Below are 21036 nucleotides of genomic sequence, written 5' to 3'. Positions count from 1 at the left end.
AATTTTATAAATTATTTAATCCGGATTAGCCATTATTTTAAAAAGCTCTGAATTTGAAATATAAAAACGGTTTTCCAAAGCTATTTTTGAAAGTTGTGCCACAACTAAATTATTCTCTCTGGTATTGATTAAAAACAGGGAACTTTCACCAAACGAAAATAATCGTTCCTCTGAATTGAGCATCGTGAGATTATCCTGTACCAAACCTTTGATTAACGCCTTTTGTTTAAGCAACGATTCAATCTCCATTTTTTGAGCATTGATTTTATTCGTTAGTTGCACTTTTTCTAAGTCTAATGTAAATTCGGTTTCTTGTACCTTGTACTTTGCCAATTTCAAACTACCGCGTTCTTTTCTTAGAAACAAGGGGAAATAAAAATCCAATCCTATTTTATAATCCTGAAATTGATAATTGTCAATATAACTGGGTTCGGACAAATAGGAGTACCCTACATCAATTTTTGGTAAAAGCATGTTGGCTTTTAGTTTTCTTTCCACATTCAGTATATCAATTTTGCTTTCTAGCGCATTTATTTTTGGATGGTTAGTGATCGAAAAATCCGTATTTAATAAATCATTCGTTTTTAGACTTTCCTGAATCGTAAATTCCAATTGAGTTTCAGGAATAATCAGATCGGAAATTTCCAGCGGAATGTTATTTTCCAACCAAAGAAAATTAGCCAGTTCTAACTTGGCTTTGGCTAATTTCAGGTTTGAATCTTCCAAGTTAAGCAGCCTGTTTTTTACAATAATTCCAGCTTCAACACTGTCAATTGCCGGTTTATCACCTTGCTTAATCAACGATTGAATTGCTTTGAACCTAATTTGTGCATTACTGCTATACTCTTGATACAATTGAACCTCATTAAAGTTTTTCTTCCAATTGAAATAGGCTAAAGAGGCATCATACAAAACAGCGATCGCTTGTAGTTTTCTTTCGGACTGGCTTAATTGCATTTGTATCTTTGCTTTTCGCACATCAGCCATTCTTTGATTTATAAACAATCCTTGTCCAAGCGGAACGGTTATTCCCAGCGAAGTCAATCCTTGATTGGGGACAGTGTTTTGGGGATTCAAATAAACGCCTTCACTGTTGTCAAAGCCCGCTTTAATCTCAATTCCATACCATGTTGGGATTTTGAAACTGCTATTTAAAATAGAATAATACTCTTTGTCTTTGAATTGTTTTTTGCTAAAATCAACTTCTATTTTTGGATCAAATCCACCACGAGCCATCATCAAATTAGCTTGTGCTTTATTTATTTCCAAATTAGCGTTTTTAACTAACGGATGGTATTTTTTTACATAACCCAAGAATTCCGTATACGAAAGTTCTTTTGATGGGTTTTGTTGCGCTGTAACAGAAAACGCAAAGAATAAAAAGGCGAAAAGGAGTGGTTTCATTATTTTTTTTCTTTGGTTGTTTTTGTTGCCGGCTGGTAATAGTTAGGTGGGAAACCATTTAATGTTCTCCATAATTCGAACCAAACGGGAACAGTATTCAATAAAGCAATAGTTTGTGCGCCCGCTCCTATGCTTAGTTGTTTAGGCCAATTGGCTTCGTTTTTGTCAGGTGTTATTAAGACTCTGTATTTTCCATTTTCGCTAATGAAGTTTTCAATGGCTACAATTTCTCCTCCAAAAGTTCCATAAGACATATCTGGCCATCCAGAAAATACGATAGTTGGCCATCCATCAAACCAAACCCGAACTTTTTCCCCTTTGTTCAACAACGGTAAGTCCATGGGGTTTACAAAAGTTTCTACAGCAATATCATATTCTGATGGCATAATGGTAGCAATTGGGGTTCCTTCTTTTATAGTTTCGCCTAAACCAGATTGTAAAGCCCTATTTATGTAGCCGTTTTGGGATGCTTTTATATAATACATGCCATTGCGGATGCTGTAATTTACATATTGGTTTTCAAGTTTGTTAACTTGCGCATCAGTATCGTACTGACTGCTGAGTGCCGTAAATTTATCACTACTGGCTTTAGAAACTTTTTCAGCATACTCTGCGCTAATTCGGTTTATTTCGACTTTTGCATTTATAAGCTCGTTTTTACTGGTTAAGAATTTGTTTTCCTGAGTTATGATTTTAGCCTCTACCTCTTGCAATTTCAATCTTTTTTCCTCAATATCAGTTAATGGTTTTAGACCTTCTTTGTTCAACTGAGCGGAACGGTTGTATTGCGTGTCTGCAATTCGGAGCTGTGTTTTTACCGCAACTAAATCCATACTGTCGCTTTTTATTTTTAAAAGAGATTGTTTGATTTTATTTTGTGCTTGTTCCAGTTTCAACGTTTTTTCGGTTTCAATAGCCTTAATTTGACCAGAAAGCGTACTTACTTTTGAACCATACGATTGCAAAGATTGTTTCTTGGCATCAATCTGTTTTTTAGTATTTCCTACTAAATTGGGATCCATGTAATCCTCTTTTGTCTCTGATATGAAAAGAATCGTGTCTCCTTTATTAACAAAATCACCCTCTTGAACGTACCATTTTTCTATTCGACCAGAAATCACACTCTGAATAGATTGCGGTCTTTGACTTGGTTTTAAAGTCGTTACGGCTCCTGATCCAGAAATATTTTGTGTCCAAGGCAAGAAAAGGGCAACAAAGCCAATTATGGAAACAATGGCTATGATTCTGTTTAAAATTTTATAATGAGGTCTGTTGGATAAATTTTTTACAGTTGAATACCGATCAAGATACGGCAGTTTCATTTTATTATCGGATATGTTTAGCATGGCTAATTATTTTTTAAATCAAGTTGAATGAGACCATTTTTCATCGTAATCGTTCGATTAGTTTTGGTTTTCCAATACGGGTTTTTAGAGGACACAATAATTGTCCATTTGTTCTTGTCGGAAGTAATAAAATCAATAATTTCATTGGCTACTTTTTCATCCATAGTATCGGTCGGGTCTTCATAAAAAAGTATTTTTGGCTTATGGATAATACTTCTTGCCAACAGTATTTTTTGAGCGTTGGAAGAGGATAACTGTCGTCCTTCGGGATAAATGCTTCTTTCTAAACCCTTTGGATAAAGTTTTATAAAAGAGGAAAGTTGCACCCCATCAATTGCCCATTTCAAATCTTCTGAACTTACCGAAGCATCATTGAAAGTAATGTTTTCCAAAAGTGTTCCTTCAAAGGGTTTTTCTCCATAGATTATGCTTCCTATTTGAGATCGATATTGTTTCAGGTTTATTTTTCGAAATGTATCGTCATTGATATAAAAGGAACCAGAAGTGGGGTGGAGTAAACCGGATAATATCCGAATTAGAGTTGTTTTTCCAGAACTATTTTCCCCGTCAATCACTATTTTTTCTCCTTGTGCTATTTTCAATGAAATATTATTCAGTATTTTTTTATCATAATCAGGGAATTTGAAGCTAAGATTTTCAATTTCTAAGGAGATATTGGCATAGCAAACATCACTTTTAAAGCTAGTGTCTTCTTCTAATGCCAGGTCTGTTACTTGCCCTATTTTTTCAATGGAAGTTAACACATCATAGAAAGTTTCAAGTCCAATTATTATTTTTTCCAACGAATTAATTACCAATAAAATGATGATTTCTGCAGCTACAAATTGCCCGATATTCATTTGTTGCGATAATACCAAAAAACCTCCTATTGACAATAAACTAGTAGTAACTATAATCTTGAATAAGATCAACTGAGTGAACTGTTTCTTGATGATATTAAAATGTTTTTCCCGATAATTTAAATAATCGGTTACTAATGAATTGTTTTTTTGAAGTGCATAATCGTAATTGAGTTCGTTTTTGAAACTAAAGCTGTTGCGCGCCATTTCTTGTAGCCAGCTGGCTACTTTGTATTTGAATTTTGATTCTTTTAAACTGGTTTCTAACCCTGATTTATAAGAAAATCGGAAGATGAAATATAAAAGTAAGAAAAGTAAAATACCAAATACAATAAAATAAGGATGATACAAGGACAATAAAATTACACCAAAAACAATTTGCAACAAACCTGCGGAAAAATCAATCAATAATTTTGAAGTTCCTTTTTGAATGGTCATGGTGTCAAAAAAGCGATTGGCTAACTCCGGAGGGTAACTGTTGTGTAATTCTTCGGTTTTTATTTTTGGCAACCGCGTAGCAAAATCAAACGAGGAACGAACAAATATTTTTTGTTGTAAATTTTCCGTAATTCGAAGCTGCATTAAAGAAAGAATTCCCACTAAGGCGACACCAAAAACGACTAGAATAATCAATACAATCCACGAAGCACTCACTCTTCCTGATTGAATAAAGTTGGTGATTGCTTGAATTCCAAGAGGCAGCGATAAACTGATCAATCCGGAAAATATGGCGTAAAAAATTATTTGGGAGACATCTTTTTTGTCTAAGTGAAGTAAGTTGTAAAAACGTTTTAGAGGAGTCATAATGGTATTGGTGTTTTCTTTTTTTAATGGTTCTATTTCAAAACGTTTTCTGCAAGATTCAAGTAAAAATTTGTAGTACTAACGGAATCATTACAATCGGTGATGGTTTTTAAATGTTCTTTTAGAAAATGCTGGTGTAAACTGCCTTCAACTATTGTAGAAATAAGCGATTTAGCATAAGGGTATTCGGGGTTTACCTCTGTTACAATACCTACAATTCGATTGATTACCCTTTTATAAATCAAGAAAAAACCTTCATTGTTTTCTTGATCAACTTCCTTGATATGTAGTGTTTTTGTGAACTCAGCGATAATGATTTTGTTAAGAACGGCTTCATTGATGTGCTCTGTACTGTTATCATCAATTACTTTTTCAGTTACAATAGTTATCGCTTTTTTTAGTTTTTCCTTTGGATCCGAAATATTTGTAGTAGCAAAAACCAGTTTGTATTCCATCCAGCTCCAGTACCAAGAGGATAAATAAACCAATAGTTTATGTTTGTTTTCAAAGTAACGGTATATGGAGCTTTCGTTTGATCCAATTTTCTCTCCTAATTTTTTAAAAGTAAAATTGTCGAATCCAATTTCGTCTATTAAAAGGATACTTTGTTCTATGATTTTTTTACCTAAAGCGGAAGTTTCAGGATCCTTAACGTATATTTTTTCGTTAACTTGTATTTTTAAATTGGATAAGATTACATTCACAATTGATATTATTTTATGCAAATATAATAGTATTACTATCAATAATGAGATTTTAACTTTTATTTATAAAAAAAAAGCTACTCGACTGGAGTAGCTTTTAAGAAAAATATTTAATTATTTATAGTAAGGAATGACACGTCATTACTTCAGGTTTCTCTATTCCCATTAATTCCAAAATAGTTGGAGCAATATCGCCCAAAACGCCATCGTGGATCGCTTTCAAGTCTTTGTCTACCAAAATGATTGGAACTGGATTTGTTGTGTGGGCAGTATTAGGACTTCCATCCGGATTTATCATCGTTTCACAGTTTCCGTGATCCGCAATGACAATGGTAGTATAATTATGCGCTAATGCGGCTGTAATTACTTTTTCGACACATTTATCAACGGCTTCACAGGCTTTTATCGCAGCACTCATAATTCCGGTATGACCTACCATATCACCATTGGCAAAATTAAGACATACAAAATCAACTTCTTCTTTTTCAAGTTCCGGAACTAAAGCATCAGTAAGTTCAAATGCGCTCATTTCGGGTTGCAAATCATAAGTGGCTACTTTTGGAGAGTTTTTCAAGATGCGAGTTTCGCCAGCAAAAGGTAATTCTCTTCCACCAGAAAAGAAGAAAGTCACGTGAGGATATTTCTCCGTTTCGGCAATACGAATTTGTTTTTTATGCGCTTTTTCCAAAACTTCACCCAGGGTTTCAGTAATGTTATCTTTATTGTAAACGACTTTTACGTTTTTATACGTTTCGTCATAATTGGTAAGCGTTACATAATACAAATTCAATTTGTGCATGTTTTGCTCATGGAAATCCTGTTGCGAAAGCGCTTCGGTCAATTCTCTTCCTCTGTCCGTTCTGAAATTGAAGAAAATAACGATGTCATCTTCCTCAATAGTAGCAAGGGGTTTGTCATTATCATCAACTACAATCATTGGATGAATAAACTCATCGGTTACATTGGCTTCATAACTTTCTACCATCGACGCAACTGGATTTTTAGTATGAGTACCTGTTCCGTTTACTAATAAATCGTAAGCTAGTTTTACTCTTTCCCAACGTTTATCACGATCCATTGCATAATAACGTCCAATTACAGAAGCTAGTTGCACGGTAGTATTTGCGATATAATCTTCTAAATCCTGAATATAATTTTTTCCTGATTTTGGATCAACGTCGCGACCATCAGTGAAGGCGTGAACGAAAACTTTTTGCAATCCGTATTGTTGTGTGGCATCAATCAAACCACGTAAATGAGAAGTATGAGAGTGAACACCACCATCAGAAACTAATCCTAAGAAGTGTACTTTTTTATTGTTTTCTTTAGCATAAGTAAAAGCATCAACCAATACTTGTTCTTTTGCCAAAGTATTATGCGCTACGGCAAGATTTATCTTGGCTAAATCCTGATACACTATTCGACCAGCACCAAGGTTCATATGTCCTACTTCGCTGTTTCCCATTTGTCCTTCAGGCAAACCTACATTCAGACCATCGGTTCTAAGTTGTGCGCTAGGGTAATTTTTATAAAGGCTATTTATAAATGGTACATTGGCATTATCAATTGCAGATACCTTAGGGTCAGGAGATTTTCCCCAACCGTCCAAAATCATAAGAATTACTTTTTTGTTCATTGTAATATATTTTGAACAAAGATAAAGCATTTCTAAAAATGTTCGAAGCAATCGAAATCACTATTATTCATTCGTAACATAACAATAACAAATAATGATAATTTTGTTGCAGAAACCTTAGTTTTTTAAAATTAATGCAACTTAAAATTTATTTTTTACGGCGTTATAATCTATGAAATAACGAATACTTATAGAAAAAACATGCTTAAGTTGATCATTGGTTAATAAAGTAGTAACGTTTCTTCCAAAATCTTTGTCGATTTCTCTCTGAAAATTGGCTGCATTATTTCTATATAAAATAGAGACTTCACTTCCAGGGGCAAACCACCAGGAATAGGATAAATCAGCGTTCCAAGAATAAAAACTTGAGTTTCTGTTTTCGGTAAAATTCGTATAATCTTTTAATCTTCCGTTTTGTTCCAGAGAGAGGAAGTTTTTATTTTCGGCAAAGGACCAATATTGTCGTAAAGAAAGATTAAAAGTCATTTTGCTGTTGATAGAGTATTTTCCAGTAAGTGTATTAGAATAGGTAATTACATTTCTATTAGCAAATATTATGGTATTAGGCGTTGCTGAATTTAAATCATCATTGATACTATCTATATATCCTTTGTTATTGTTTTGTCTAAAAAAGTTGAAGCTGTAATTTAAAGCAAATTTATCGTTAAAGCGGTATCTTGGACCAAGTAAAAAGCCATATGAATTTCTTCCAGGTTCGCTTAAAATAGCAAAAGAAGGGTTAAAGTCTATTGCAAATTTATTATTGTAATTAGAAGAAAAGTAGAACCAGCCTCCCATTCTTTTTGGGAAAATTAGAGGTCTGTTTTCTGTTCTTGATTCATAATAATCATAGGATTCAATGGGATTTGCATTTATTCCTAATCCAAAATAATGATTTTGTTTATTATTAGAATTTATATTTACATTGATATTATTTCCTTGAATTTTTCCTGTCTCTTTTTGAAATTGAGTATACATGTTGAAATTCGCAATGAAAGTGTTGAAATATTTTGTGGGATTTAATATCCTATAATTTGTGTTTCCATAAATAGCATAGTAGTTGGTTTCAAAATTGATTCCTAAATCATTGCTGTCGAAATTTTTAGAAACTATTTCTGTTCCAAGACTGTATCTGTATTTTCCAGATGTTTCTCCAAAGTTTAATGAAGTAAAAGTCCCTTTCTTGTCTTCAGTATCGTTTATGATGCTGTACTTGAAATTTCCAGAGAGATTATAGGTGTTTTTCTTAGTGTTTAAATCCCAGACTAATGCTGAAACATTTGCATCACGAAAACTTCCGTTTCGGGTAACATTAGTATTGATAAATGAAACTGAGGAGTTTTTGCGAAAGCGCTGATCTAAAACCAATACATTATAATTAGTTAACGGTTCTACTAACTCTTTTCTTTTTTCGTTGGTCTCATTATTCTGAATCGTTGCATATGTTTTTTCAGTAACTGCATTTAAAATTCCTATCCCCAGCCCATTTTTTGTTCTACCGGATACTTTTAAGGCATTGATAAGATTGATGCTTGATGGATTGTCAATAATTTTTTCATTGCTCGCAATAGTTGGATAATTTGACGGTCTTCCACCAATTCTTCTGGAATAGAGTAGGTTTCCTTTGCTGAATAAATCTGTTCCTTCTGTGAAAAAAGGTCTGTTCTCATTAAATTGTTGTTCGAAAGGACCTAAATTCAAAATTTGATCATCATATTTTGTTTGGCCAAAATCAGGAATAAGTATGGCATCAAGTGTAAATGCGTCATTTATGCCATATTTTATATCTAAACCACCTTTAAGTGTACCCGTAGTTTTTTGCTGTGCATTTGCATTTACATAAAAAGAAGAATAGGGTAAAAGAAACAGTCGGGTAGGTGTTTTTATATTTTCAATTCCTTCCAAAACACCAGTTTGTTGCGTAAAAGTCCCAATTTTTGAATCAATAAAATTCCAACTGTATTTTTGCTTGTCCCGTTTTATTTCTCTAAAAAAATTGAGTCCCCAAGTTTGTTTTTTCTCACCCGAAAAACGTAGCGCGGCATATGGAATTCGCATTTCAACAACCCAGCCAAAATCCGTGATTACTGCTTTACTTTTCCAAACTGCATCCCAAGAGTAATCTTCTCCATTTGTATCGGTTCCTATACAATCAGCTTGTCCATCCGATGCGGAAACTATAAAGCGAAAATCTTGTTGCCCGTCATTATAACCGTTTACAAAAACTCCAAAAATATCAGAAGCACCAAAATTATCTCTTTGTGAGATTTCTTTCAATATTTTATTAGGTTCATTATCGTACATTAATGCGGCAACATATATGGCGTCATTGTCATATAAAACTTTTATCTCGGTTTTTTTATTTTCTGCAATAGGTTTGCCATTGTCTGGTTCAAACATGATAAAGTCTTTAGCCACAGGAACTGATTTCCAAACATTTTCATCTAATTTCCCATCAATAGTTATGTTTTCAGTGATGAATTTAGTTTGTAATATTTTTTTTTGGCTGTAGCCAAGAAGGGAAAAAAGAAGCGTGATTATAAGGAGTAATTTTCTCATTTAATTTTGATTGATTTTGATGATTGTTGGGATTCTTTTAATCGAATTAGAATAATAGACTGTACTTTTAAGAATTTGTTACAGTTTTTTTAATAAAAAATTAAGTTACTTTTTATTGCATAAAAAAATGAGATTGAAAACGAAGTGTTTTTCAATCTCATTTTATGAAGCTTTCTTTTTGGGTTAAAATTTACTTTTTACAACATTGTAATCAATAAAGTAACGAAGGCTAATGGAAAAAATTGTAGTCAGGTTACTGTCAAAAACATTTTTGAAATTAGTGGATAAATCTTTTTGAACGGTTCGAGTACTTTCGAGTGCATAGTTGCGGTATAAAATAGAGATTTCACTACCTGGAGCAAACCACCAGGAATACGATAAATCAAAATTCCAGGAATTAAAATTTCTGTTTTTATTTAATGAATAAGCATTATTTTGAACTAAATAACCATTGTCCTCTAAAGTTAGAAATTGATGATTTTGAGAATAGGACCAGTAATAACGAGCCGTCAAGTTTAGCGTCATTTTATTGTTTATAGCATATTTACCAGTAACGTCATTCTGTACTATTTCTCTGTTGCGCTCTGCAAAAATGATTCCCGTGTTATCTTGGTCTACCCAACCTCTGTCGTTTGTCTTGCGGGTATAATCTAATATGTAGGAAAGCGAAAATTTGTCATTAAATCTGTATTTTGGACCTACAGCGAGTCCGTAAGTAATTCTTCCTTCTTGATCATATAATGTGAAAGATGGAGTGAAGTCAAAAGTAAAAGCATTGTTACTATTGAATTCGGTTCCAAAATAAGATGCTATTCTTTTTGGGATTTGAAGGTATCTGCCGTTTGCACGTGGCTCATAAAAATCGAACGTTTCAAATGGATTTATTATTAAAGCAAATTCAAAATAATCATTTTTTTTAGATGTAGCTTTAATTACTGTTTTGTACCAACCTTCTTGTAATTTTCCAGTTGTGTTTTGCAGTTCTAAATTTAATTCTTGTTCGACTTTGAAGGTATTGAATGTTTTAGTTGGATTTAAAATCCTATAACTGACATTAGCGAATGCATTGTGATAATTGGTATAAAAAATAATTCCTAAGTCATTTATATCATAATCTTTAGATATGTATTTCCCAGAAAGTAAGTATCGATACCTTCCACTTGTTTTTGCAAAGTTTAATGATGTTTTAAAGCCATCGTAATCTTGAACTGTATTGATAGCACTGTATTTGAAATCTCCGTATAAATTATAGGTGTTTGATTTTGTGTTTAAATCGAATAATAATGCTGAAACATTAGCGTCTCTAAAACCGCTATTACGGGTTGTATTTGTATTTACAAACGAAACCGATGAATTTTGATTAAAACGTTGGTCTAAAACCAATATATTATAATTGGTAAGTGGTTCTATGACTTCTTTTCTGGTTTCATTCGTATCAGTATTATGAATAGTAGCATAGGTTTTTTTTGTGACAGCATTCAAAAAACCAATTCCGAGACCTTTTTCTGTCCTTCCGGAAACTTTTACTGCATTAAGTAAGTTAACGGTGTTAGGATAATTTGTTATTTCTTCATTTGCTTCAATTACTGGTTCTGTTATTGGTGATCCACCAATTCTTCTGGAATAAAACAAACCTCCTTTATTGAATAAATCAGTTCCTTCTGTAAAAAAAGGCCTGTTTTCATCCAGTTTTTGTTCAAAAGGTTCTAGGTTTAAAATTGCATTGTCAAATTTAGTTTGTCCAAAATCTGGGACCACGATAGCATCCAATGTAAAGGAATCATTGATTCCGTATTTTATATCTAAACCAGCTTTAAAAGTAGTTCCCGAAGCGATATCATTTTCTTGGTAATAAGCAGATGAATATGGGATGAAAAAAAGTCGGGTAGGGGTTTTTATATTTTCAATTCCTTGAAGAATCCCTGCCTGCGGAATTACAGCGCCAATTTTTGTATCAACACGATTCCAAGTGTATTTTTGATTATCGCGTTTTATTTCGCGCATAAAATTCAAACCCCAAGTTTGTTTTTTGATATTCGAAAATCGTAAAGCTGCATAAGGGATTTTCATTTCGACTGTCCAGCCATAATCAGTTATTGTTGTTTTGCTGTACCATATAGCATCCCATGTAAAATCTTCGCTTTCCTCTATTGCTAAACAATCTGCTTGAACTCCTGCTGAACTTACAAAAAAGCGAAAGTCTTGTTGTCCGTCATTAAATCCGTTAATGTTAACTGAAAAGTTGTCTGAAACTCCAAAAACATCTCGTTTTGTAATTTCTCTTTTTATTTTATTGGGTTCATCATCGTATAAAGTAGCAGCAATATAAATGGCATTGTTGTCATAAAGTATTCTGACATCCGTTTTCTTAGCGGTGCTTATTGGTTTTCCATTATCAGGTTCAAACATGACAAAGTCGGTAGCTACCGAGCTTGTTTTCCAAATTTCCTCATTAATTTTCCCGTCAATGGTGATGTTTTCTGAAATAGATTTTGTTAAAAGAATCTTTTTTTGGCCATAGCTATTGAAACTATAGAAAATTAATATAATTAGGACTGTAAAATGTAATTTGGACATAAATTAGTATTGTATCTAAACAAAAATAACAAAATTAACATAGAAAGTGATTTTATTATGATTTTTTGCTCAATATTTTCAGTACTTCATCCGTTATACTGGTCTAAAGTTTTGTTAATTACTTTTTAATTCTTGTTTTTTGGAGTACGTTTGCAATCCCAAATTAATTTATAACTTAAAGATATTCAATGATTTATAAGATATTTCCTGCTATTTTGTTTATGCTGGTTTCATTCACTCCAAGCAAAACAAGTTTTTCTGAGCCAAAGAGTATTAAATCAGTAGTTTATGCCAAAACGGTGAAATTTAGTGTGGAGGCTACTATTGAAATGGCATATAATAATTTGCATTCCAACGAATTTGCCTTACCTAAATTTGAAGGTTTTTCAGAAGCTTTAAAAGGGTATTATTTATTGAAAGAAAAAGGATTAATTAAGAAAGATATTTTAACTTTAGTTGATTTTAGTTTATCATCCAATACCAAAAGACTTTGGGTGATTAACCTGACAACGGGTGAAATCTTGTTCAATACGCTTGTTGCACATGGGAGAAATACGGGCGATGAATTTGCTTCTACTTTTTCAAATTCAGCCGAATCCTATAAAAGCAGTTTAGGTTTTTATGCAACTGGTGAAATCTATAGCGGTAAACATGGAATGTCACTAAAATTAGATGGTTTAGAAAAAGGAGTTAATGACAATGCAAGAGCAAGAGGCGTGGTTATGCATGCGGCTGAATATGTTTCTAATTCATTTATTAAAAATAATCATAGATTAGGAAGAAGTCAAGGTTGCCCAGCAGTGCCAGTAGAATTGTCTAAAGATATAATCAATGCAATAAAAGACAAATCATGTTTCTTTATTTATCATCCATCAAGAGCATTTAAATTGGAATCAGAATTAGTTTCTTAATTTATTGTATAAATCAACGTCAAGATTATAAATATCATCTCTAAAAATTAATTTATTATTGTCACTCCAAGCAGTCCAATACAATAAATGAAAGAAAACATCTTTTTTTATTTTTACAAATTTTGTTTTTTCGTTTTGTAATGTAGTTGTGATTTTTTCTAAGTTCCAATTAACGGGGTCATTCAGTAAATATTCCGTTAATTCAAGCGGATTATCAACCCTAACGCAACCTGAGCTCAACGAGCGATCAATTTTATCAAAATAATCCCTGTGATTTGTATCGTGTAAATAAACAGAGAAACGATTTGGAAAAATAATTTTCACCATACCCAGAGAATTAAAAGTTCCCGGAGTTTGTATATAGCGGTAACTTTTTGCTTGAGATAATTGCCATTCATAAGGACTTACTATTCTTCCGTCACTATCATATACCTTAATGTTTGAAGTTGTTAAATAGCTTCTGCTTTTTAAAATTGCAGGAATTACATCTTCTCTTAAAATAGTTGGTGGAACCGTCCATGTTGGATTAAAAACTACCTGAATTAATTTGGAGCTTAGGATTGGAGTTTTTCTTTTAGTTCTTCCCACAATTACTCTGTGGGTTCTCAAAGTATCTTTATCTTTAACTAAAGTCAATCTGTAATCGGGAATGTTAATGATTACGTATTCTTTTCCCATTTCTTTTGGATACCATTTCCAGCGCTCTAGATTGACAATAATTTGATGGATGCGTTGTTCTTTTGAAAAATTTAGAGAAGCAATTGTCGCGTCATGAATAATTACATCAGTAGCTAAGCCATGACGGGCTTGAAACTTTTTTACTGCAATTACCATTTCTGGATCATAAACTGGTGTCAAAGTGTCCTTTGGCTGTAAATCTTTCCAATAAATTAATCTTTTTTTGATGTCAATTATAGAAGTATTAGTATCATTTGGAGAAATTCTCCCGGTAATTTTTAAATTTTTGAAATTGTATTTAGGAAAACTTTGAATCAGTTTAAGCGCCTTTTTTAATCTTTTATAAACAATATGACTGGGTTTTAATTGTTCTATTTTATAGGTCAATGAATCGCTTTTTAATAATTGAGTGACAGTTTCGTTTAAATCAATATAGTTTTCTTTTAAATCCCAGTTTTTATATAGTTTTCTTGGATTTAATGTCCCATTTGTTAGATGTGAAATGTATTTTTCAAGACTGGAAGTTAGTAAAACATCATATTTTGCTAAATCTACAGTATCTAGAGTTGCTGATTTTTTTTCGAATTCAAGTAGTTTTTTTACTTTATAATCCTCTGGATTTAATCCTTCTTCATCAGATTTAAGAAGTTTTTCTAAAATTATTTTTCTCTTTTCGTCAGATTGCCAAACAGTTTTATATTCAGTAGATTTATAAAAATTGAAAAGTGTTTTATCCTTAAAAGAGGATAATAGAGTAGTGTCAATTCTAATTGATTTACCTTCAGGGATAACATAGGAATTTCGAATCTCTTTTTTCAAGATTACCTCGCTTTTCAGTTCTTCCTTTTTACAACTTATGACTGAGTACAGCAATAATATTAGAAATAGCTTATTCATCATCCATTTTTTTAAACATGATAAAGTGTTCTCCAACTCCTTAATTATTTGTAAAGCAATCCTTTTATTTGGCAGCCCATTTTCTCATAGAAACAATTGCTTCTTTTCTGTTAAACAAACCAAAATGAGCAGTAGTCTCTACATTGTTACCGTCGAAATGACAACAATCTATCGATTTATGAGCTCTGAGTAAAGGATATCTCACCGAAAATGTCTGCAATGCAGAGATTTATTTGATGTTTTAGATTCTTTTTTTTTAGCCTAATAAAGGTATAATATTTTCATATTAAATTCTTTATGATTTATATCGGCTTTATTAAAAAAGATTGTGGGGAGTAGTTTGTGATTTTTCAGAAAAAAAACTTGCATTGAAGCAGAATTATTATTTATATTTGCACCGTTGTTAATGCGAAAGTAGCTCAGTTGGTAGAGCTCCAGCCTTCCAAGCTGGTTGTCGCGAGTTCGAGCCTCGTCTTTCGCTCTAAAACCTCAAATTTTGGTTTGAGGTTTTTTATTTAAATTTTGTCATGCGAAAGTAGCTCAGTTGGTAGAGCTCCAGCCTTCCAAGCTGGTTGTCGCGAGTTCGAGCCTCGTCTTTCGCTCTTTAAAGCCGAAACTTAATTGTTTCGGCTTTTTTATTTAGTATAAATTCGTTTCTGAATTATTTTAGAGCGCTCAAATCGCTTCCGCTTTCTAATTCTTCTGCTATTTTGTTTTGCCTAAAAAGTCTCGCAGACAAATTTCCCCTTAAGATTATTTTTTCGCCTAGAACCTCTAACCAGCTCCCTTCTCGTAATCCTAAAACAGGAATGGTATTAAATGCATGAAATTCTTTGATTCGTGTTTCGCGCGTTTCACCCATATGTGTCGATTGCTTATCAGCATCTAAATAATGTGGATTCAAATTAAAAGGAATCAATCCCAATGTTTGGAAACTCGGGGGGTAAATAATAGGCATATCATTAGTGGTTTGCAACGTTAGACCGCATATGTTACTTCCGGCGCTTGTCCCTAAATAAGGAGTTCCTTTTTTTACGGTATCTGCAAGAATAGTCATGATTTTGTTTTTATACAATTGTGAAACCAGTAAAAAAGTATTACCGCCTCCGGTAAAAATTCCTTCTGCATTTTGAATAGCTTCTGCTGCATCTTCAAATTCATGAATTCCTTTTACGGTTTTGTTTATTTTGGCAAAAGCCAAAGCGACTTTTGAAGTGTATTCCTCATGCGAAATGCCTCCAGAACGGGCATAGGGAATAAAAAGTATGGTTTTGCAATTTAGAAAATGCAAGCTTAATCGAGGTAATAAATAGTCTAAATAATCTCCACCATGAAGGATAGATGTACTGGCGATAATTATGTTTTTCATTGTGTTTTATTTTGAAATAGTAAGCGTTAAAGGTATAAAATTGTCTATTTTAATGTTATGTTTTGCGTTTTTTAATTAACATATTTTTACCAAGTCATTAGTAATTAATTTTGAAGAGAGTAAGATACTTTTACAATGTACCAATAATCGAAATTTGATTGTCATCTGATGAGTAGAGTTGTTTGCCTTTTTTTTATTTTAGTTGCTTCTAAAGCTTTTGCTCAAGAACCCGTTTCGGTAAAATTGAAGGGAAAAGTTATTGCTGACATGTCAGATCTGGAAGGGATTTATATTATAAATTTAAAAACTGAAAAAGCAGCAATTACTGAAAAAGGTGGTTATTTTTCAATAGCAGCTGTTCCAGGGGATACGCTGTTGTTTTCTGCTATGCAGTTCAAAGGGGTTCGGGTAGCTTTAACGCAAAAAATTTTTGAAAATGAATTGTTTTTTGTTAAAATGGAGCCTATAATGAATCAATTAAAAGAGGTTATCGTTAGAAGGGGGTTTGATAATATCAATGCCGTTTCTCTTGGTATAATTCCAAAAGGGCAGAAATCTTATACAGAAGCAGAACGTAAATTATATACCGCCACTGATCTTAATGCATCAGCAAGTTTGTCAGGAATGGCTGGAGGTTCAATTTCAGCTGATCCGTTACTTAATTTTCTTTCCGGTAGAACACGCATGCTCAAAAAGCAATTGGAAGTAGAGAAAAAAGAGTTTTATTTAAAGCAATTGGAAAATCTATTTGATATTGACCATTTTGTAAATAAATTGAAAATTCCTTCTGAATATGTAAAAGGATTTGAATATTTTGCAGTTGAAAATATTAAATTCACCAGAATTTTGGACACAAAAAATAAAACCACCATTGAATTTTTATTGGGCGAATTAGCCACAAAATATAACGAAATAATAGCCAGTGAAAATAAATAATACGTTACTGCTTTTTTTATTTTTTATCACTACTATTGCTTTTGGACAAGTTACTTTTGACAAAGAAATTCGAGGGAAAATTAGTGCAGATACAATTGCAGTTGAAGGAATAAATATCGTCAATTCGTCAACTCAAAAAGCAACCACAACTGATAAGAATGGCTCTTTTTTACTATTTGTAAAAGAAGGGGATATTTTGATTTTTTCTGCAGTAAATCTTGTAACTTTACATAAGAGAATAAGTAAACAGGATTTAATGCAGGATATTCTTAAGATCCAATTGACTCCCAAAAGCATTGAGCTGAAGGAAGTTATTGTTAATGAAAATCCACAAATAACGGCTGAAAATTTAGGAATTATCCCTTATGGTCAAAAAAAATATACACCAGCAGAGCGGAAATTATATACTGCAACTTCCGGTGGTGGGATTGATGGTTTACTAAACACAATTTCAGGTCGTAAGGCGATGCTTAAAAAAGAGATACTAGTTGAGGGGAAAGAACAATCCTTAAACCGACTTGTTCCAATTTTTGATGATAAATATTATTCTGAAACTTTGAAAATACCAACTGATTATATCAAGGGGTTTCAATATTATTGCGTTGAAGATACTGGTTTTGCGGCAGCATTAAAATCTAAAAATAAAACGTTGATTATGTTTCTGATTGTTGGATTGTCTGAAAACTATGCTAAAATCATTACAAATGAAAAATAAAATCATAATATTGGTTTTGTGTTTGTGTTGTCAATTTTGTTTTAGCCAATTGACAAGAAAAACGTTGTATGGTCAAGTCGTAAATGATTCGATTAAGTTAGAAAATGGGATTGTTTTTAATGTGAATTCTAAGACAGGAACGGTTATAAACCAACAAGGATATTTTAGTATTTTGGCAAAAGCCAAAGACACCTTAGTTTTTTCGGGTATAGCTTTTAAATCCAGAAAAGTAGTGCTTACTGGGAAAGATATATCAACTGTATTACTGAGAGTGAAACTGATTGCTTTTGTTAATCAATTACCTGAAGTGGTAGTTTCTGGAAATAAAAAAATTACCCCAATTTCAGGAGGCTCGCAGGCAATTGTGGATAAGCCGTATTTTGACGATGCAAAATCATCTCCAAAAAACAGAACGATGCCACCCGATGGAAGTATTGAAAACGGAGTAAACTTTGTTCGAGTTTATAAAGATGTCTTAAAGGCTTTGAGAAAAAATAATCCTGAAAAAACCGACTTTACTGCCGATAAAAGTTTTACGGAACTTACAATGAATAAAGTTGGCTATTCCTTTTTTACAAACACATTGAAGTTAAATGATGATGAAATAGGTCTCTTTCTTATTTTTTGTGAAAATGATCCTAAATCAAAGCTATTTATGAAATCAGATAATGAATTTCAATTGATGGATTTCTTGGTAACAAAAAATAAAGAGTTTAAAAGAATTACTACTTTTGAAAAATGAAATTGCCATGATTCCAAAACATAAATAAGATTGAAGAAAGGCGATACCATATTCCGATAAAAAACAAATAGAATCTTCGTATGAAAAAAACAATCCTATATTCTTTTATTGGAATTTTATTTCTGAGTTTAACTGCTTTTAGTGTTCATAAATTTTATATGGCAGTATATCAGGTAAATTATGCTCCCGAAAAAAAAATGCTCCAAATTACATCCCGTATTTTTGTTGATGATTTGAATAAAGCCTTAGAGAAAAAGTATAATAAAAAACTCAATTTAGGATCTGAAAAAGAATCACCTGAAGAAATTCTTTTGCTAAAGAAATATTTCTTGGAAAAATTCTCGGTAAAAGTAAATGGACAATCTAAAACAATCAATTTTCTAAGTAAAGAATTAGAAGGCGATGTGCTTGTATGTTATTGCAGCATAAAAGATATTACCAAGATTAATTCGATTGAAATTGCCAACACAATTTTAATCGATTGGAATTCAGAACAGCAAAATATAACCCATGTTACGGTGCTGGGAGAGAAGAATAGTATTCTTTTTACTGATTCTAATAAAACAGGAATGTTAAAATATTGATATAATGCGAGAAATTTGTTAAAAATTATTATTTTCACGCGCTCAAATAATTTGTATTCTACACATGAAAAAAATCACTTTATTATTCCTTTTTCCAGTAATTTTACTTGCTCAAGAAAAAGCTCCTGTCGTAACTACTAAACAACCAGGGAAGTATGACACGAACAAGTTTAGTCAAATGTATGATTTGTTAGCTACGCCTAACATGTTTCGTACCGCTTCTGGCGCTCCAGGACCAGCCTATTATCAACAACAGGCTGATTATAAAATAGATGTGGAGCTGGATGATAGAAAAGCTAAATTAAGCGGCTCAGAAACGGTAACGTATTATAATAATTCCCCGGACAGTTTAGAGTATTTATGGGTGCAATTAGATCAAAATCAAGCGGCTAAGAATTCACAATCTCCTTTGGCCGAAAGTGAAAAAATAGAACAGGTTTTACCTGCCGAAAAATTTGCAAATGAATATTTGAAGCAAGGATTAGATCGTGGATTTAATATTGAATATGTAAAAGACGCCAAAGGAAATCTTTTGTCTTATACGATAAACCAAACCATGATGCGAATTAATCTGGTTACTCCTCTTAAACCAGGTGAAAAATTTATATTTTCAACAAAATGGTGGTACAATATCAATAACTATATTCAGGATGGCGGTCGTTCAGGCTACGAACCATTCGAAAAAGAAGGAAATAAACTGTATGTAATTGCTCAATTTTATCCTAGAATGGCAGTTTATAATGATGTCGAGGGTTGGCAGAATATGCAATTTTGGGGAGGAGGAGAATTTGCTTTACCTTTTGGAAATTTTGATGTAAATATTACTGTACCTGCGGATCATGTTATGGATGCAACAGGGGAATTGATGAATAGAAGTGAAGTGTTTACGCCTGCTCAGGTTAAAAGATATGAACTGGCTCAAAAATCATTTGATAAACCAGTAGTTATTGTAACCCAAGCTGAGGCTGAAGCTGCTGAAAAAGGTTTTTCTGATAAGAAAAAAACATGGAAATTTAGCGCTAAAAATGTGAGAGATTTTGGTATAGCCACTTCAAGAAAATTTATTTATGATGCCATGGCGGTACAACTGAGTAATAAAGTGGTAATGGCTGAATCGGTATATCCTAAAGAAGCGAATCCGCTTTGGGGAGAAACTTCTACAAGAACCGTTGCGCATACTTTAAAAAGTTATTCTTCTCATACTTTTGATTATCCTTATCCAAAAGCGGTATCCGTTTCTGCAGAAGATCAAGGAATGGAATATCCTATGATTTGTTGGAACTATGGTCGTCCAGATGAAAATGGTGTGACCAGCGAACGTACTAAGAATGGGATGATGGGAGTAGTTATACACGAAGTTGGACACAATTTTTTTCCTATGATTGTCAATTCTGATGAACGTCAATGGACTTGGATGGATGAAGGATTAAATTCGTTTATGCAATATATGGCGGAACAAGAATTAGGGACTAATTTCCCGTCTAATCGTGGAATTCCTAGTAAAATTGTTCCTTACATGAGTGGAGACCAAAAATTATTGGAGCCAATTATGTCTAACTCAGAGAATATAATTCAATTTGGTAATAACGCTTATGGGAAACCGGCAGCAGGACTTAACATTTTGAGAGAAACTATTATGGGAAGAGAATTATTTGATCATGCTTTCAAAGTATATGCAAATAGATGGAAATTTAAACACCCTACTCCGGAAGACTTTTTTAGAACAATGGAAGATGCATCGGCAGTAGACTTAGATTGGTTTTTTAGAGGTTGGTTTTACTCAACTGATTTTGTTGATATTGGTATAAATGAAGTAAAACAATATTATGTTTCTGAAACACCAACTACAGAGTTGAAGGATGCTAAAGTAAGAAAAGGACGTTTTGGTTTGGATAAAGGACCATTTGTATATTTGATTTCTGAGAAAAGTACGGAGTTGAATCCAGCATCTAAGAAAGCATTAAAAGTAGAGGAGGTAAAATTACTTTCGGATTACGTAGACCAAAAACTTACAGCAGAAGAGCGTTCGACTTTAAAAGCACCTAAATACTTCTATGAAGTAGAGTTTAATAAGCCAGGAGGAATGTTGATGCCTATTATTGTTGAAATTACTTATGAGGATGATTCCAAAGAAAATTTCAAATATCCAGCTCAAATTTGGAGGAAAAATAATGACACCGCTAAGAAAGTTTATGCAACTGAAAAAGCAATTAAAAAAATTCAGATTGACCCAAAATTAGAAACTGCTGATATAGATGTAACGAATAATACTTGGCCAAAAACAGAAGCGAAATCGAAATTTGACTAAAGAATA

At 32.7% G+C, this 21036-nt stretch carries 15 protein-coding genes and 2 tRNA genes; 8 read left to right on the top strand and 9 right to left on the bottom strand.

What is annotated here, in order from left to right:
* Window positions 1-15: 15 nt before the first annotated feature.
* The 7 genes from ACM55I_RS01380 to ACM55I_RS01350 all read right to left on the bottom strand — a co-directional run bounded on the left by ACM55I_RS01380 (window position 16) and on the right by ACM55I_RS01350 (window position 11890).
* Window positions 16-1404, bottom strand: a complete 1389-nt coding sequence (locus ACM55I_RS01380) for a TolC family protein (protein ID WP_416845000.1) — start codon at window positions 1402-1404, stop codon at window positions 16-18.
* Window positions 1404-2750: an HlyD family secretion protein gene (locus tag ACM55I_RS01375; RefSeq protein WP_416844999.1), complete on the bottom strand. Its 1347-nt coding sequence runs from the start codon at window positions 2748-2750 to the stop codon at window positions 1404-1406. The genes ACM55I_RS01380 and ACM55I_RS01375 overlap by 1 nt, the downstream gene beginning before the upstream one ends.
* 2 nt (window positions 2751-2752) lie before the next feature.
* Window positions 2753-4414 carry a peptidase domain-containing ABC transporter gene (locus tag ACM55I_RS01370; RefSeq protein WP_416844998.1) on the bottom strand — a complete coding sequence of 554 codons (1662 nt, stop codon included), beginning with the start codon at window positions 4412-4414 and terminating at the stop codon, window positions 2753-2755.
* Between the two features lie 32 nt (window positions 4415-4446).
* Window positions 4447-5118, bottom strand: a complete 672-nt coding sequence (locus tag ACM55I_RS01365; protein ID WP_416844997.1) for a TetR/AcrR family transcriptional regulator — start codon at window positions 5116-5118, stop codon at window positions 4447-4449.
* A gap of 118 nt (window positions 5119-5236) precedes the next feature.
* Window positions 5237-6754: a 2,3-bisphosphoglycerate-independent phosphoglycerate mutase gene (gpmI, locus tag ACM55I_RS01360; RefSeq protein ID WP_416844996.1), complete on the bottom strand. Its 1518-nt coding sequence runs from the start codon at window positions 6752-6754 to the stop codon at window positions 5237-5239.
* 141 nt (window positions 6755-6895) lie between these two features.
* Window positions 6896-9313 carry a DUF5916 domain-containing protein gene (locus ACM55I_RS01355; protein ID WP_416844995.1) on the bottom strand — a complete coding sequence of 806 codons (2418 nt, stop codon included), beginning with the start codon at window positions 9311-9313 and terminating at the stop codon, window positions 6896-6898.
* A 183-nt stretch (window positions 9314-9496) separates the two neighbouring features.
* Window positions 9497-11890, bottom strand: coding sequence for a DUF5916 domain-containing protein (locus tag ACM55I_RS01350; RefSeq protein ID WP_416844994.1), 2394 nt, complete (start codon window positions 11888-11890; stop codon window positions 9497-9499).
* A 188-nt stretch (window positions 11891-12078) separates the two neighbouring features.
* On the opposite strand from ACM55I_RS01350, the gene ACM55I_RS01345 reads away from it, so the two are divergent.
* Window positions 12079-12801 (top strand): murein L,D-transpeptidase catalytic domain family protein, encoded by a 723-nt coding sequence (locus tag ACM55I_RS01345; RefSeq protein ID WP_416844993.1) that lies wholly within the window; start codon window positions 12079-12081, stop codon window positions 12799-12801.
* On the opposite strand, the gene ACM55I_RS01340 is transcribed toward ACM55I_RS01345, so the two are convergent.
* Window positions 12790-14298 (bottom strand): L,D-transpeptidase family protein, encoded by a 1509-nt coding sequence (locus tag ACM55I_RS01340; protein WP_416844992.1) that lies wholly within the window; start codon window positions 14296-14298, stop codon window positions 12790-12792. The two genes, ACM55I_RS01345 and ACM55I_RS01340, sit on opposite strands and share 12 nt — an antisense overlap.
* A 486-nt stretch (window positions 14299-14784) precedes the next feature.
* On the opposite strand from ACM55I_RS01340, the gene ACM55I_RS01335 reads away from it, so the two are divergent.
* Window positions 14785-14857 (top strand) — tRNA-Gly (locus ACM55I_RS01335).
* 48 nt (window positions 14858-14905) lie between these two features.
* Window positions 14906-14978: transfer RNA gene (locus ACM55I_RS01330), tRNA-Gly, on the top strand.
* Between the two features lie 59 nt (window positions 14979-15037).
* Here the strand turns inward: ACM55I_RS01330 and pepE are convergent.
* Window positions 15038-15745, bottom strand: coding sequence for a dipeptidase PepE (gene pepE, locus ACM55I_RS01325; protein WP_416844991.1), 708 nt, complete (start codon window positions 15743-15745; stop codon window positions 15038-15040).
* Window positions 15746-15913: 168 nt separating this feature from the next.
* On the opposite strand from pepE, the gene ACM55I_RS01320 reads away from it, so the two are divergent.
* From ACM55I_RS01320 to ACM55I_RS01300, 5 genes are all read left to right on the top strand, one after another.
* Window positions 15914-16681, top strand: coding sequence for a hypothetical protein (locus ACM55I_RS01320; protein ID WP_416844990.1), 768 nt, complete (start codon window positions 15914-15916; stop codon window positions 16679-16681).
* On the top strand, window positions 16668-17396 hold the full coding sequence (locus ACM55I_RS01315) for a carboxypeptidase-like regulatory domain-containing protein (RefSeq protein WP_416844989.1): 729 nt from the start codon (window positions 16668-16670) through the stop codon (window positions 17394-17396). The genes ACM55I_RS01320 and ACM55I_RS01315 overlap by 14 nt, the downstream gene beginning before the upstream one ends.
* The gene (locus tag ACM55I_RS01310; RefSeq protein WP_416844988.1) at window positions 17386-18138 is read left to right on the top strand and encodes a peptidase associated/transthyretin-like domain-containing protein; all 753 of its coding nucleotides are present in this window, start codon (window positions 17386-17388) and stop codon (window positions 18136-18138) included. Before ACM55I_RS01315 ends, ACM55I_RS01310 begins: the two co-directional genes overlap by 11 nt.
* Window positions 18139-18218: 80 nt before the next feature.
* Window positions 18219-18722: a DUF6702 family protein gene (locus ACM55I_RS01305; protein ID WP_416844987.1), complete on the top strand. Its 504-nt coding sequence runs from the start codon at window positions 18219-18221 to the stop codon at window positions 18720-18722.
* 64 nt (window positions 18723-18786) lie between these two features.
* A complete protein-coding gene (locus tag ACM55I_RS01300) occupies window positions 18787-21030 on the top strand; it encodes a M1 family metallopeptidase (RefSeq protein WP_416844986.1) in 2244 nt (747 codons plus the stop codon).
* Window positions 21031-21036 lie beyond the last annotated feature (6 nt).

The sequence above is a fragment of the Flavobacterium algoris genome (genome assembly GCF_048158525.1).
Classification (GTDB): domain Bacteria; phylum Bacteroidota; class Bacteroidia; order Flavobacteriales; family Flavobacteriaceae; genus Flavobacterium; species Flavobacterium algoris.
The sequence above is the reverse complement of the archived record's forward strand: the minus strand, read 5'-3'. Positions and strand labels throughout refer to the sequence as shown.